At 53.3% G+C, this 14300-nt stretch carries 11 protein-coding genes; all 11 read right to left on the reverse strand.

What is annotated here, in order from left to right:
* Positions 1 to 7: 7 nt before the first annotated feature.
* The 11 genes from ybeY to BU251_RS04650 all read right to left on the reverse strand — a co-directional run bounded on the left by ybeY (position 8) and on the right by BU251_RS04650 (position 13991).
* Entirely contained in the window at positions 8 to 517 is a 510-nt protein-coding gene (gene ybeY, locus BU251_RS04600; protein ID WP_164908869.1) for an rRNA maturation RNase YbeY, read from the reverse strand.
* Positions 495 to 1859, reverse strand: coding sequence for an HD family phosphohydrolase (locus tag BU251_RS04605; RefSeq protein WP_128699722.1), 1365 nt, complete (start codon positions 1857 to 1859; stop codon positions 495 to 497). The genes ybeY and BU251_RS04605 overlap by 23 nt, the downstream gene beginning before the upstream one ends.
* Entirely contained in the window at positions 1831 to 2799 is a 969-nt protein-coding gene (locus BU251_RS04610; protein ID WP_128699723.1) for a PhoH family protein, read from the reverse strand. The genes BU251_RS04605 and BU251_RS04610 overlap by 29 nt, the downstream gene beginning before the upstream one ends.
* Before the next feature lie 121 nt (positions 2800 to 2920).
* The gene (locus BU251_RS09525; protein WP_228767774.1) at positions 2921 to 3448 is read right to left on the reverse strand and encodes a LysM peptidoglycan-binding domain-containing protein; all 528 of its coding nucleotides are present in this window, start codon (positions 3446 to 3448) and stop codon (positions 2921 to 2923) included.
* 652 nt (positions 3449 to 4100) lie between these two features.
* Complete coding sequence (gene aspS / locus BU251_RS04620; RefSeq protein ID WP_128699725.1) at positions 4101 to 5507, reverse strand: aspartate--tRNA ligase; 1407 nt, start codon at positions 5505 to 5507, stop codon at positions 4101 to 4103.
* A complete protein-coding gene (hisS, locus tag BU251_RS04625; RefSeq protein ID WP_128699726.1) occupies positions 5501 to 6754 on the reverse strand; it encodes a histidine--tRNA ligase in 1254 nt (417 codons plus the stop codon). The genes aspS and hisS overlap by 7 nt, the downstream gene beginning before the upstream one ends.
* Positions 6755 to 6832: 78 nt before the next feature.
* Complete coding sequence (locus BU251_RS04630; RefSeq protein ID WP_128699727.1) at positions 6833 to 7036, reverse strand: cold shock domain-containing protein; 204 nt, start codon at positions 7034 to 7036, stop codon at positions 6833 to 6835.
* Positions 7037 to 7224: 188 nt separating this feature from the next.
* Positions 7225 to 7497 carry an HU family DNA-binding protein gene (locus tag BU251_RS04635; RefSeq protein ID WP_228767775.1) on the reverse strand — a complete coding sequence of 91 codons (273 nt, stop codon included), beginning with the start codon at positions 7495 to 7497 and terminating at the stop codon, positions 7225 to 7227.
* A gap of 65 nt (positions 7498 to 7562) precedes the next feature.
* Complete coding sequence (locus BU251_RS04640) at positions 7563 to 11000, reverse strand: DNA polymerase III subunit alpha (protein WP_128699729.1); 3438 nt, start codon at positions 10998 to 11000, stop codon at positions 7563 to 7565.
* A 157-nt stretch (positions 11001 to 11157) separates the two neighbouring features.
* Positions 11158 to 12714 (reverse strand): glutamine-hydrolyzing GMP synthase, encoded by a 1557-nt coding sequence (gene guaA, locus BU251_RS04645; protein ID WP_128700960.1) that lies wholly within the window; start codon positions 12712 to 12714, stop codon positions 11158 to 11160.
* 116 nt (positions 12715 to 12830) lie between these two features.
* The gene (locus BU251_RS04650) at positions 12831 to 13991 is read right to left on the reverse strand and encodes a GuaB3 family IMP dehydrogenase-related protein (protein WP_128699730.1); all 1161 of its coding nucleotides are present in this window, start codon (positions 13989 to 13991) and stop codon (positions 12831 to 12833) included.
* Positions 13992 to 14300: the final 309 nt, after the last annotated feature.

Raw genomic sequence — 14300 nt, forward strand, 5'->3', positions numbered from 1 at the left:
TCCGGATTCACCGTTGAGACGAAAGACCGCGCACGAGTTCTTCCTGGCGGCGCCACATCTTTCGGCGCGTGCGCGGCGTCAGATCGTCGTAGCCCAAAAGATGCAATAGGCCGTGGATGACATAACGCAGGATTTCTTGCGCGGGGTTGATGTCCAGGCGCGCGGCTGTCCGATGGGCCGTCTGGACGGAAACGACGACGTCGGCAAAAACAAAATCAGCCGTCCCTTGCCCCGATAGGTCGAAACTCAAAACATCCGTCGGCCGGGACGCACCCTTGAACAGCCGGTTCAGTTTTTCGATAAAACCATCATCGACGAATTGAATGGAGAGATGGGCGTTACGCACTCCCTCGGCCGCAAGCACGCGGCCCACAACACGCCGGATCGTCCCATCCGGCGGCACGGCCTTGCGTGAACGGTTGCGGATATCAATGCAGACGCCCCGGCGCAGTACAGCCAGACATGGCCGGCGGGTCGCCGCGCAAAACAGGCGTTTATGGTTTTTTCGTCGCTTCACCTTGGTCAGGATAATCGATGCGGGAGTGGTAAAAAGCGCCCAGGATATGGATAAAAATCGTCGCGATCTTCTCCAAGTCTCTCAACGTCAAATCACAAGCATCCAGTTGTCCGTCAATGAACTTGTTATTGATGACGCGATGCACCATGTCGGCGATCCGTTCGGCCGTCGGCTCCTCGAGGGTCCTGCAGGCGGCCTCCGCCGAATCCGCCAAAAGTACGATGGCCGTCTCTTTCGTCTCGGGCTTGGGGCCGGGATAGCGGAAAACCTCTTCGCTCAGCTCCCTTTCGTCGCCGCCGGACTCCAAAGCCCTGCGGTAGAAATAATAAACGAGGCTTGTGCCGTGATGCTGGCGGATGAATGCCGTGATCGTGTTGTTCACCCGGTTTTTTCTGGCGAGTTCCACGCCGGCCTTGACGTGTTCCATGATGACCAGCTTGCTCATAGAGGCGCTCAAGGTATCATGCTTGCTGGCGCACTTGTCCTGGTTCTCGCTGAAATATTCAGGTTTTTCCAGCTTTCCAATGTCGTGATAATAAGCACCGACTCTCGCCAGAAGCGCATTGGCCCCCACGGCCTCGGATGCTACCTCGGCGAGATTGCCGACCATCAAGCTGTGATGATAGGTTCCGGGCGCCTCAAACACGAGGCGCTTAAGCAAGGGGTGGTTGAAATCGGCCAGCTCCAGAAGGCTGATATTAGTCACGACCCTGAATAGATATTCGAAAACCGGCAGAAGGCCGGCGACGAGAAAGGAGGAAATGATGCCGTTCAGAAAAGGCGCCATGCAGAAACGGACGATCGGAACCCCCCTTAAAGAGGTGTGCTGGAAAAAAGTCAACACGGCCAGGCTCTGGATCGCTCCGACAAAAAACCCCGCCGTGATGATGCGGGAACGGCGGCGGGCCTGCCATACATAGAGGGCGCCCAGGAGGCACCCGAGGAAAAGGACGCCCGACAGATAAATGTCTCCCCCGAAGATCATGCCGACAAAAAAACTCAAAAGGACCGCGAATATCAACGACAGCTCGAGATCGTGATAGAGAAGAGAAACCAGCATCACGACCGCCGCGACGGGGATATAATAGGGCGACAGCACCGTGTATTCCTTGAAGAAAATCGCCATGGCGGCGCCGAGAAGAAAAAGAAAACCAAGAGAAAGGAAATTATACCGTTTGTCCTCGAATCGCCGGCTCAAGACCAACAGATAAACCGCCAAGAGCGCGAACATAAGGATCGCCAGCAAAGGAATATCCGTCTGGATCCCATAAAAGGCCAGGAAAACGATCCCGCCGAAAAAGAAAAGCGCATCTTTAATCGTTATGTCTCTGTGCTTTATCATAGGCTTCGATGACCCTCTGGACCAGCTCGTGGCGCACAACGTCCTCGCCCGTCAAATAGCTGATCTTGATCCCCTGGATATCATTGAGAAGCTCCAGCGCCTGGACCAGGCCGATCGGTTTTCCGCCGGGCAGATCGCTCTGCGTGATGTCGCCGGTAATCACCGCCTTGGAATCAAATCCTAGACGGGTCAAAAACATCTTCAACTGCTCCGGCGTGCAATTCTGCGCTTCATCAAGAATAATAAAGGCATCATTAAGCGTGCGGCCGCGCATATAAGCCAGGGGCGCAACCTCAATGATCCCCGTTTCCAGGAACTTCTCGATCTTTTCCGCCTCCATCATGTCATAGAGGGCGTCGTAAAGAGGCCTCAAGTAAGGCGAGAGTTTCTGATGCATGTCTCCGGGCAAGAAACCAAGGCTTTCCCCTGCCTCGAGGGCCGGACGCGTCAGAATGATCCTGCGGACCCTGCCGGAATTAAGCTCCGAGACCGCCATGGCCATGGCCAGATAGGTCTTTCCCGTTCCCGCGGGACCGATGCCGAAAACGATATCGTTGCGACGGATGGCATCCGCATATTCCTGCTGTCCTTTTGTTTTGGGGGATGCGACCTTTTCTTTCTTGGCCACATCCCTGAAATCCTGGGGGAAACGGAAATCCGATGCCTTCCATTCCTTCTTGGCCCCGCTCAAGGACCTTATGATCAATTCAAGCTCGCGCTTATCGGCATCCCGGTGGGTGCGGATAAGCTGGAGGAAATTCTCGATGACGCGGATCGCCTTCTCAAGCCTCCCTTTGTTGGAACCGCTGACACGCAACCCGTCGGGACGCGAAGAGATCTTGACATGATACTCCTGTTCAATCAAGCGCGCGTTTTCGTCGTGCAAGCCGAAAAAATCCTGCGTTTCCTTCTGGCTCTCCAGTCTGACAACCCTGAACATGTTCCCTTCCTCACAAAATAACCAAATTCCAAGATACAATCACCAAACAATAACCAATCACCAAAATCCAATCATCAAACAACACTTTGGTTGTTGGTCATTCCAATCCGGGCTTCCCTTCTCATTCCTGCGGGATTTTGATGACCTGGCCGGCGTAAATCTTGTCCGGGCTCTTCAGCGCTTGCTTGTTGGCCTCAAAAATCACTTTCCACTTCTTGGTCGTCCCGTAAAATTTCATCGATATCTTCTGCAGCGTGTCGTTCGCCGCAACCGTATACGTCACGGGTTCCTTGGGTGCTGTGGCGCCTGCGGGGGCCGCCATGGCCGGAATTTCCGTCGTCATCTCTTCGGTAGCGCCCTCTTGATTCTCCATGGCCATGGGACATTTTTCATATTTCGGCTTCTTGCCTTTAGGCCTCTGACCAGGCTTTTTTCCAAGCTCCACCTCGGCAACGTAGGTCGTGCGCGTCAGCTTCCTGCCGGCCTGGAGGTCTTCATGAGATGCACCCGTCAAATAGCCTGCATTCCCAGAACTCAAATCCTGATCGACACGTTCCTTCTCAACCGTGTAGGTACGCACCCGGGCGCAACCCGAAACGGCCGCAAGAGCAAAAACAACAACCCATATTCCAACCGCACCCTTCTTCATTGTCATCCTCCTTAATTCCGCCTCTGGCGGGATTAGACCCTCCGCTATGTGGAATGCGGAGGTCTACCCTTTCTGGGTTAACTCCTCCACCCGGCCTCATCGGATGGCCGGTGTGCCACTTTCTGCGGCAGCGTATCTTGGAAATATCTGGATGCCCGTCCGAGTTCTACGAGGACTGGTCGCAGCCAGATATTGACAAGATGCAAACGCGAGGAGTAACGTTTCTTTCCTTTAACCTTCCGCCTCTGGCGGGATTAGACCCTCCGCTTATTCGGAATTGCGCAGGTCTACCCCTTGTAGGTTAGACCCTTCGCTTATTCGGAATTGCGCAGGTCTACCCCCTTGTGGGTTAGACCCTTCGCTTATTCGGTATTACCCGGCTCAATCGGATGAGCCACACCCTGCCTCATCGGACCGGCAAGTGCGCCACTTTCTGTGGCGGTATGCCGTCCAGGGGGACGCACCCGCTTATCCTATTAAAGCGGGGTGCAGCTTTCTGCGGCATGCAAAGGTCTCCCCCTTCTGGGTTAGCTGCTTACACAAGGAGTCAAGGTCACCCCTATATTCCTCGGCCTGTTTCGGGTACCTCTAAGCGGCCACAACACTCTCCGCCCTAAAGGGCGGAGCTTTAGGCCGCGCAGAGTCAATTCCTTTATTCCTTCCCCTTCGGCGCAACGCTTCTGATGTGCAATTCTTTGAGTTGCTTGTCGGTGACATCCGAAGGCGCCTGTGTTAGGGGACAGACAGCCTTTTGTGTTTTAGGAAACGCAATGATATCCCTGATGCTCTCTGTGCCGAAGAAAATCGACAAGATCCTGTCGAGCCCGAACGCGATGCCGCCGTGAGGCGGAGCCCCGTATTTGAAAGCCTCAAGCAAAAACCCGAAGCGGGCATCAATCTCGTCCTGCGGGATACGCAGGATCTCGAAGATCTTGTGCTGCAGCGCCTGGTCGTGGATCCTGATGGAACCGCTGGAGATCTCATTACCGTTCAGCACAAGATCGTACGAACGCGAACGGATGCGGCCAAGGTCCCCGGACTCAAGCAAACCGATATCTTCGGGATGAGGCGCCGTAAAAGGATGGTGCTCGCTGTCCCATCTCTTTTCTTCATCGTCGTATTTGAAAAGAGGGAAATCGACGACCCAGACGAAAGAGAATTCGCCGGCATCCTCTTTGTTGCGACGCAAGTCCGGCTTATCGCAGCCGTATGTCTCCATCGCCTCCTTATAGCTGATGCGCGGGAACGGCGTCGTCAGCGTCACGCCTTTAAGCTCCTTCAAAACAAGAACAAACATCTTCTCGGAAATGGAAAATATATCCTCCTCCTCCACAAACGACATCTCCATGTCCATCTGGGTGAATTCCGGCTGGCGGTCCGCCCGCAGGTCTTCATCCCTGAAACATTTGGCGATCTGGAAATAACGGTCGAATCCGGACACCATCAAAAGCTGTTTAAAAAGCTGCGGCGACTGCGGCAGGGCGAAAAATTTTCCCGGGTTGACGCGGGACGGCACGAGGTAATCCCGTGCGCCTTCCGGGGTAGACTTGGTCAAAATAGGCGTCTCCACCTCAATAAAGCCTTCATTGCTGAGGAACTCGCGCATCAGACGGTTCAATTGGTGCCGGGCGGACAAAAGCTTGAACATCGCGGGACGGCGCAGATCCAGATACCGATACGGCAGACGCACGTCTTCGGACAACACGAGATCGTCCGCAATCTCAAACGGCGGCGTCAGAGACGGATTCAATATTTCGAGCTCCTGGGCGATCAGCTCGATCTCACCCGTCGGAATATCAGGATTGATATTGCTCTTCGGCCGGAGGTTCACCAGGCCCTTGAGACGCACAGCGAATTCGGCGCGCAGGTCTGTCGCCAAACGGTGCGCCTGGGGGGAATCCTTAGGGCTGAACATCACCTGCGTATAGCCGTAACGGTCCCTCAAATCAATAAAAATAAGCTTTCCATGATCGCGGCGCCTATGCACCCAGCCGCAAAGCACGACGACCTGGCTGGCGTGCTCCTTTTTTAACTCACCGCACGTATGTGTCCTCAACATAAAGTTTCCTTTACCTGCTGGACGATCCGGTCCAGGGGCACCTCGATCTGGGTCCTTTTCATCATATCCTTCAAAAGTCCTACGCCCTTGGCCAGCTCATTGTCTCCCACGATGACACAGGTCTTGGCTTTCAATGCCCCTGCCTTCCTCAAAGCCGATTTCAAAGACCCGTCTGTATAATCCGTATCGGTCGCAATCCCCGCTTCGCGCAAAGTATTCATAAGTCCTTGGCACTTGGCCGCGGTCGCATCTCCCAGGCCGATGATATAACAATCCAACCCCTCGACCCCATTCTCCTCCTTGGATCCTCTGGCCAAAAGCATCCTCTCGACGCCCAATGCAAACCCGACTGCCCCTTTTTCTGGCCCCCCCAGCTCTCCGACCAGATTATCATAGCGGCCGCCTGCGCCGATGGCATCCTGAGCCCCCAGACCGGGATGCTTGATCTCAAAAACGGTCTTTGTATAATAATCCAGGCCGCGGACCAAAAGCGGATCGACCCTGAAAGTAACGCCGAAGGCCGCAAGGGCCTTCTTGACAGACTCAAAATGATCCCGGCAATCCTGGCAGACGCGCCCTGTGTCGATGGACAAAGCGGCGACGTTCTCCCGGCACTGCGCATTCTTGCAATCCAGGACGCGAAAGACATTGCGCTCCATGCGACCCTGGCAATCTTCGCAAAACATTTGCTTCTTCGGCAAAAGGACTTCCTTGAGGTTTATCGCCAGACGTTTTTTATCATTCGCGCAGCCCAGCGTATTGACGGCAACTTCGAAGCCGCTGATACCGGCTTCGCGCAGGATATGAACAGCCAGCCGTATCAGCTCGGCGTCCAGGCCGGGGCTGTAAGAACCGATGGCTTCGCACCCTATGTGATGGAACTGGCGCAAACGCCCCTTCTGGGGCCTTTCGGCACGGAACATCGGACCGATATAAAACCATTTGACAAGCGGAGACGTGTGGTAAGTGCCGCTCTCGATATAGGCGCGGATCACGGAAGCCGTGGCCTCCGGCCTCAAAACAAATGAATCGCTCTCCTTTTTGATAAGGAACATCTGTTTCTGGACGATGTCAGAAAGGTCTCCCAGAGAACGTAAAAAAAGCCCTGTCTCTTCGATCACAGGGGTCCGTATCTCCTGAAAGGCATAAAGGGAAAAAATACGCTTCGCCTGACCTTCGATGGTCTGCCAAAGGATTGTTTCAGGCGGCAGGATATCTTTTGTACCGCGTGGGGTTTTGAAAAGCATGGGACAGATAAATGCCTTGTAAGGCTTGAAAAGGCGGACAAACAGCGGCCCGCCTTTGAATTGAAAACTTGGTTTTGATCAGATCTTCACGACATCTTTGGCCTGAGGACCCTTTTCTCCCTGAACGATATCGAATTGGACCTTTTGACCCTCTTCGAGCGTCTTATACCCTTCGCTTTTGATCGCTGAAAAATGAACGAACACATCCTGCCCATCTTCACATTCGATAAAACCATACCCTTTTGGGGCAGAGAACCACTTCACCTTGCCTACCTGCGGCATAACACTCTCCTTAACTTCGCGTATAATGGATTTTATTCCTTACGGGGTTAACTTCCTGCCTGCCGGCAGGCAGGCGAGCTTCGGCAAAACTTTGTTTTGCCAGGCCGTAAATTTCAAGACGTCCGGTTCAGCCGGACGGTGAAGAAATTTACAAGCGTATAAGCAAAGAGTAACCTAAAGTCTTACAACTATTTAATCAGTTTTTTCATCTCCAGGCCGGATTTAAAAACAACGACCTTCCTCGCCGGAACCGGGACTACTTGGCCTGTCCTGGGATTCCTTCCTGTGCGGCTGCGCCTTTCTTTCAGCTTGAAAACACCGAAGTTACGCAACTCAACCTTTTCCCCGCGGACAAGACTGGCGATAATATGGTCAAAGGTTTTTTGCACAACCTTTTTAACATCAATCTGTTTGATCCCCGTCTCGTCAGCAATCTTTAAAACAATGTCTTTCTTAGTCATGATCATCACCCTCCTTTCTAGAGGTGAGGAAGCTCTATTTTTATAAGTAGCGTACCATGAAAGAGTTACATCGTCAATTGAAATCTTTGCGTGCCGATGAGCTCCTCAATATCATTAAAAAGTTCTTGCCTCGGCTGGACAAAAAGGTCCCTGGCGACCAGGATACGAAGCTTCCGATTGTTTTCGGAACCCAGATGAAGGTAAACAGGTACATTTCCCGGCGAGAGGGAAAGTTTTTCCTTTAATACCTGCATGATATTTTCCTTAACGCCAGACAGATCAATGGATATCGAAGAGATGGCGCGATAGGCCTCTTCAATAGGAGTCACGTCGGCAGCCAGGATTTTAGGCATCTCTTCCCGCAGAGACAGCCTTCCCTTGATCATCACGACGTTATTGGCAATAAGGTAACGCGACACCTGTTTATAAGTATTTGGGAAAACAAGAACTTCGAGAAGACCTGTCAAGTCTTCCACTCTCAGGATGGCCATTTTTTCTGCTTTTTGGCGGGTCGTCGTGATCTTGATCTTATTGATCAAGCCAACGATGGTAACATCCTGTCCGTCTTTAAGTTCCGACAACTTCGAAATCGAACAGGAAGAAAACCTCTCCAGTAGATGCTCATACCGCACCAAGGGATGCCCACTAATATAAAATCCCAATATCTCTTTTTCGAATGACAAGAGCTGAAGTTCCGGCCATTCCTTGATATCGGGCACCTTGACCTGGAATCTCTTAAAGCCGGCGTCGGCAGAAAAATCGGTATCAAAAAAAGACATCTGGCCTGAACTGCGGTCTTTATGGGCCTTGGCCGAATAATCCAGGCACTCCTGCAGGATAGTCATCAATTGGCTGCGGCGGAATTTAAAGGTATCCATGGCGCCGCATTTAATGAGGCTCTCCACCACTTTGCGGTTTACAAGCCTCAGATCCACATGCTGGCAGAAGTCTTCCAGGTTCTCAAACGGCCCATCCTTTTGCCTGGCCTCAACAATAGAGTCTATCGCCCCCTTGCCTACATTTTTGACGGCCAGGAGCCCGAAGCGGATGCTCGTCTGATTCTCAACCGTGAACTTGGAATAGCTCTCGTTGACCGTCGGATTCAAGACGGTGATGCCCATGCGGTTGGCCTCTTTGACGTATTCGACGACCTTGTCCGTATTTTCTTTTTCGCTTGTCAGAAGCGCCGTCATGAATTCAACAGGGTAATTCGCCTTCAGGTAAGCCGTGCGGTAAGAGATCACGGCATAGGCGGCCGAATGACTCCTGTTAAAACCATAGCCGGAAAAATAATCGATGAGATCGAACACCTTGGTCGCTATCCTCTTGTCGATCTTGTTCTTGATACATCCCTCGACAAACAAATGGCGCTGCTTATCCATCTCCTCAGGGATCTTTTTGGCCATGGCGCGACGCAGCAAATCCGCTTGCGCCATGCTGAAACCGGCGAGGGCCGAGGCAATCTGCATGACCTGTTCCTGATACACCATGATCCCGTAGGTGTCTTTCAGGATGCTCTCCATTTTCGGGTGGTCGTAGACGATGGGCTTGAGGCCGTGTTTACGCTGGATGAAATCATCGAGCATGCCCGAACCGATAGGGCCCGGCCGATAAAGCGCGAGCAAGGCGATCAAATCCTCAAAAAGGCTCGGGTTGAGCTTACGCAAAAGATCGCGCATCCCTGCGCTTTCCAGCTGGAAGACGCCGATCGTCTGGGCCGAGGCCAGAAGTCCAAAGGTCTTCTTGTCCTCCAGGGAAACGGCATCAATGTCGATATCGACATTCTTGGTCCTCTTGATGATCTTTAAGGCCTCGGCGATAACCGTCAGCGTCCTCAGCCCCAGAAAATCCATCTTGAGCAAGCCGATCTTTTCAAGCGCCTTCATGGAAAAACCGGACGTCACCTGATCGTCGTCAAGCTTGCACAGCGGCATATAGGTATCCAAAGGCTTGTCGCCGATGACGACGCCCGCCGCGTGCACCGAGGCGTGCCGCGAAAGCCCTTCAAGGTCCTTGGCCGTATCCAGTAATTGACGCACCTGGGCATTGTTTTCATAGAGGTTTTTGAGTTCGTCTGTCTTCAGGGCATCGTCGAGGGTGATGCCCAGTTCTGGCGGAACAAGTTTGGCGATCCGGTCGACGTCCGCGTAAGGAACGGCCATCACGCGGCCGACGTCGCGGATGACGGCGCGCGCCAGCATCGTTCCAAAAGTGATGATCTGGGCGACGTTCTCCTTGCCGTACTTCTGATTGACGTAATCGATGACTTCCTGGCGGCGTTCGAAACAAAAATCGATATCGATATCCGGCAACCCCACGCGCTCGGGATTCAGGAACCTTTCAAAAAGCAGCTTATACCTTAAAGGGTCGAGTTCCGTTATCCCCAGAAGATAACTCACCAGGCTGCCGGCAGCCGATCCGCGGCCAGGCCCGACGGGGATCCCTTTGCTTTTCGCGTAATGGATAAAATCCCAGACAATAAGAAAATAACTGATGAACCCCATCTGCTTGATCGTGGCCAGCTCATGCTCCAGTCTTTGGCGGATAGCCGGCGTGACTTTTCCGCCATAGCGCTTCTTAAGCCCTTCATCGCAAAGCTCCCTCAAATATATCTCCCCTGTCTTGCCGGCCGGCGGCGTGTATTGAGGCAGGTGAGGCTTGCCGAACTCCAGGACCAGGTTGCAGCGGTTGGCGACTTCGATCGTATTGCGGATGGCTTCCGGACAATAAGCGAACAGGTCTTTCATTTCCTGCGGACTCTTGAAATAAAATTCCTGGGTCTGAAACCGCATGCGGTTGGGATCATCCAAAGTCGTCTGGGTCTGGATACACAACAACGCCTCGTGGGATGCCGCGCTTTTCTTATTCAAATAGTGGACGTCGTTGGTGGCTATGACGGGCAGGTTTAATTCATGGGCGATCTTGAGCAGGCCTTCGTTGACGACAGTCTGTTCGGGGATAAAATTCTCCTGGAGCTCCAGGTAAAAATTGTCCCTGCCGAACATGCACGAGAATTCGTCCGCGGCCTTGATCGCGTCGTTGAGGCGATTGGCTGTGATCAGGCAGGCCAGCTCGCCTTTAAGACAGGCGCTGGAACCGATCAGGCCGCGGCAATACTGCGCCAGGATCTCCTTGTCGATGCGAGGCCGGTAATAATATCCTTCGATATATCCCAGGGAGACCAGCTTGGAAAGATTCCTGTAGCCCTCCTCATCTTTGGCCAGGAGGATGAAATGGTTCGACCCCTCGCTCAAAGACTCGGACCTGTCAAAGCGGCCCTTCTGGGCGATATAGACTTCACAACCGATGATGGGCTTGATGCCCTGCTTTGTAGCCTCGGAATAAAAATCGATGGAACCGAACATATTGCCATGGTCCGTCACGGCGATAGCCGGCATCCTGAATTCAACAGCTTTGGCGATTAATTCTTTGATACGGCAGGCGCCGTCAAGGAGGCTGAACTGGGTGTGGAGGTGCAGATGGACGAAATCGGAATGGGCCATGAAGATTTCTTTCGAAGCCCTGTTTACGCACAGAACTTCACCTGGCCGCCCCAGGCGGCCTTGATGTTGCAGATCATAATAAAGATTCCACAGATAGAAATATTATACTACCCTTTTAAATCTGTGTAATCTATCTTTCAAAATCTGCGTAATCGCTTTACTCCCACTCGATAGTCGAAGGGGGCTTGGAGCTGATGTCATAGACGACCCTGTTGACCCCCTTGACTTCGTTAATGATCCTGCTGGAAACCTTGCCCAAAAGCGCCGGTTCCAGCTTCACCCAGTCCGCGGTCATGCCGTCGCTGGAAGAAACGCAGCGCAGGGCGATCACGTTCTCATAGGTCCTCTCGTCCCCCATGACTCCGACGGACTTGATGCACAATAAAACACAGAACGACTGCCAGACCTCATTATACAGGCCCGCCTTGCGGATCTCGCCGACAAAGATGTCATCGGCGTCACGCAACACCTGCAGGCGTTCCGGGGTCACTTCCCCGACAATGCGGATGGCGAGACCCGGCCCTGGGAACGGCTGTCTATGGATGATCTCCTGCGGCAGGCCCAATTGTTTGGCCAGCTCGCGGACCTCGTCCTTGAAAAGCTCCCTCAAGGGCTCAATCAACTTCAGGTTCATTTTTTCGGGAAGACCGCCGACATTATGGTGCGTCTTGATCTTGGCTGAAGGCGATCCCGTTGCAGAGACAGACTCGATCACATCGGGATACAATGTCCCCTGAGCCAGATACTTGACGCGCCTGATCTTCTTGGCTTCTTCTTCAAAAACCTTGATGAATTCGTCTCCGATAGTCTTGCGTTTGACCTCCGGATCTGTCACGCCCTTGAGACGCTTCAAGAATCGGTTCTGGGCATTGACGAAATCCAAATTCATATGGAGATTGGCGCGGAAAATGGTCTTGATCTCTTCCGGTTCCCTGTTGCGCACAAGGCCGTTATCGACGAAAATGCAGCGCAACTGCCTGCCGATCGCCCTGTGGATGAGAACGGCGGCAACCGAAGAATCCACGCCGCCGCTCAAGCCGCAGACGACGCTGTCTTTGCCGACCAACTGGCGGATATGGCTCACCGTATCCTTGATGAAGGCGCCCATCTCCCAGCTCGGACGGCAGCGACAGATCCTGTAAAGAAAATTGGAAATGATCTCGGAACCGCGGGCCGTATGAACAACCTCGGGATGGAATTGCACGCCGAAAACCTTGCGGTCACGGCTGGCAAATGCCGCATTCGGAGTGCTCAGGGTATGCGCAATGGAAACAAATCCTTTGGGCAAAGATGAAACGTAGTCTCCGTGGCTCATCCAGCACGTGATATTGCCCGGCAACCCGCTGAAGAAATCCGCATGGTCGTCTATGAAAAGTTCCTGGCGGCCGAACTCGCGCTCCCTTGTCCGCCGCACCTTGCCGCCGAAATATTGTGCGATCAGCTGCTGCCCGTAACAAATCCCGAGAATGGGAATGCCCAATTTAAAAATCCCCTTGTCGCACTTCGGGCTCTTTTCGTCATAAACGCTGGCCGGACCGCCTGAAAAGATCAACCCCTTCGGGGCCTGCTTCTTGATCTCCTCGGCCGTGATCTTATGGGAAACGATGGTGCTGTAGACCTTGTTTTCGCGTACCCTGCGCGCAATCAATTGCGTGTACTGGGAGCCGAAATCAAGGATCAGGATGGAATTTTTCTGTTGAAGGCCGGATGTCAAAAATGAACCCGTCTTGACTTCGGGTTTTTTCGCGGCCCTTGGAGAGGGTCTTCCTGCCGGTTTCGGATGTCTCGTGACGGCTTTCGCCTTTTTTCTTTTTAACGTTTTTTTAGATTTCACTTGCCCATCCCCACTCGTTGAACCACCTGGAAGATTTTACCTTCTGTCTGGATCGAAGGCGCAATAATAATCTCCGTAAACTGCATGTCTTTGATCGTCGCTGCGCCCAGACACCCCATGGATGTGGTCAATGCGCCCATCAGGTTTTGCGAGCCGTCATCGACCTTGGCGGGCCCGAAAAGGATCTCCTCGAGAGACCCCGTGGTCCCTACGTAAACGCGGGTCCCCCGGGGCAGGTTGGCATGAGACGTCGCCATGCCCCAGTGATAGCCGCGGCCGGGCGCTTCCACCGCCCTGGCAAAAGCAGAACCTACCATGACCGCATCCGCGCCGGCCGCAAAAGCCTTGCAGATCTCGCCGCCGATACGCATGCCGCCGTCCGTAATGATGGGGACGTACTTACCCGTCCTCTTGAAATAATAATCCCTGGCCCCGGCCGCGTCGATCGTCGCCGTCACCTGCGGCACGCCGATGCCAAGAACTCCGCGAGTCGTGCATGCAGCGCCCGGACCGACACCAATCAACAAAGCTGCCGCGCCCGTATCCATGAGTTCCAACGTCACTTCATAAGTAACGGAATTTCCGAGGATGACGGGGATGTTGCGCTTGGTGCAGAATTTTTTGAGGTCCAGCGCCTTGTATTCTCTGGCGATATGGCGGGTCGTCGTGACCGTTGATTGCACGACAAAGATATCGGCGCCTGCGTCTTCGGCGATGGCCGCAAATTTTTCGGCATTCTGAGGAATACAGCTGACGACGGCCGGCGCTTTCTTTTTTTTGATCTCCTCGACGCGCGCGGCAATCAGCTTCTCTTTGATCGGCTTGACATATACTTCCTGGACAAGACGCGTGGCTTCCTGAGGCGAGGCCTTGGCGATCGCCTCAAGAACTTCATCGGGATTCTCGTAACGGGTCTGGATACCGTCCAGATTAAGAACGGCGATTCCACCCAGCCGGCCCATTTCAACTGCAAACTTTACATCGACCACCCCATCCATGGCTGCAGCCAAAATAGGACACTTATACCTCTTGCCTGCCAATTCCCAGGAAGGATCCACTTCCGCAGGATTGATGGTCGTCATGCCGGGCACCAACGCTACCTCATCAAATCCGTAACATTTTCTGGCTCTTCGATTTATTCCGATCCACTCCCCCATAAATCCTCCGTTACATGTATAGCTTTGGCAAAGTCAGTGGAATCCCCCCGGACTTTAAGTCCGGGGCTCCTTTTTTCCTTAGAACAATTCCCCGAATGATCCTATCGGCCATCCCCGGCGGTCTCCCCAAAGACAACCGTCTTTCATGGCCGTGGGATTGAAAAAATATGGGATAGTCTACACAAGAATCGAGGCTTTGTCAAGCTGATCCTTTCTAAGGTAGTTTCCACAAAAAAAGGAATAAAAAAACAGGGGCCCGCGCAAGTCTGCGCGGGCCCCTCCTGACCCTATCATCTGACGACGCTACGG

Origin of the sequence: Candidatus Velamenicoccus archaeovorus, assembly GCF_004102945.1 — a bacterium.
Taxonomy (GTDB): domain Bacteria; phylum Omnitrophota; class Gorgyraeia; order Velamenicoccales; family Velamenicoccaceae; genus Velamenicoccus; species Velamenicoccus archaeovorus.

Bases quoted from the DNA above. Each gene is read 5' to 3' on its own strand.
- BU251_RS04605 (WP_128699722.1), bottom strand. From the start codon at position 1,859: ATGATAAAGCACAGAGACATAACGATTAAAGATGCGCTTTTCTTTTTC.
- BU251_RS04610 (WP_128699723.1), bottom strand. From the start codon at position 2,799: ATGTTCAGGGTTGTCAGACTGGAGAGCCAGAAGGAAACGCAGGATTTT.
- BU251_RS09525 (WP_228767774.1), bottom strand. From the start codon at position 3,448: ATGAAGAAGGGTGCGGTTGGAATATGGGTTGTTGTTTTTGCTCTTGCG.
- aspS (WP_128699725.1), bottom strand. From the start codon at position 5,507: ATGTTGAGGACACATACGTGCGGTGAGTTAAAAAAGGAGCACGCCAGC.
- hisS (WP_128699726.1), bottom strand. From the start codon at position 6,754: ATGCTTTTCAAAACCCCACGCGGTACAAAAGATATCCTGCCGCCTGAA.
- BU251_RS04630 (WP_128699727.1), bottom strand. From the start codon at position 7,036: ATGCCGCAGGTAGGCAAGGTGAAGTGGTTCTCTGCCCCAAAAGGGTAT.
- BU251_RS04635 (WP_228767775.1), bottom strand. From the start codon at position 7,497: ATGACTAAGAAAGACATTGTTTTAAAGATTGCTGACGAGACGGGGATC.
- BU251_RS04640 (WP_128699729.1), bottom strand. From the start codon at position 11,000: ATGGCCCATTCCGATTTCGTCCATCTGCACCTCCACACCCAGTTCAGC.
- BU251_RS04650 (WP_128699730.1), bottom strand. From the start codon at position 13,991: ATGGGGGAGTGGATCGGAATAAATCGAAGAGCCAGAAAATGTTACGGA.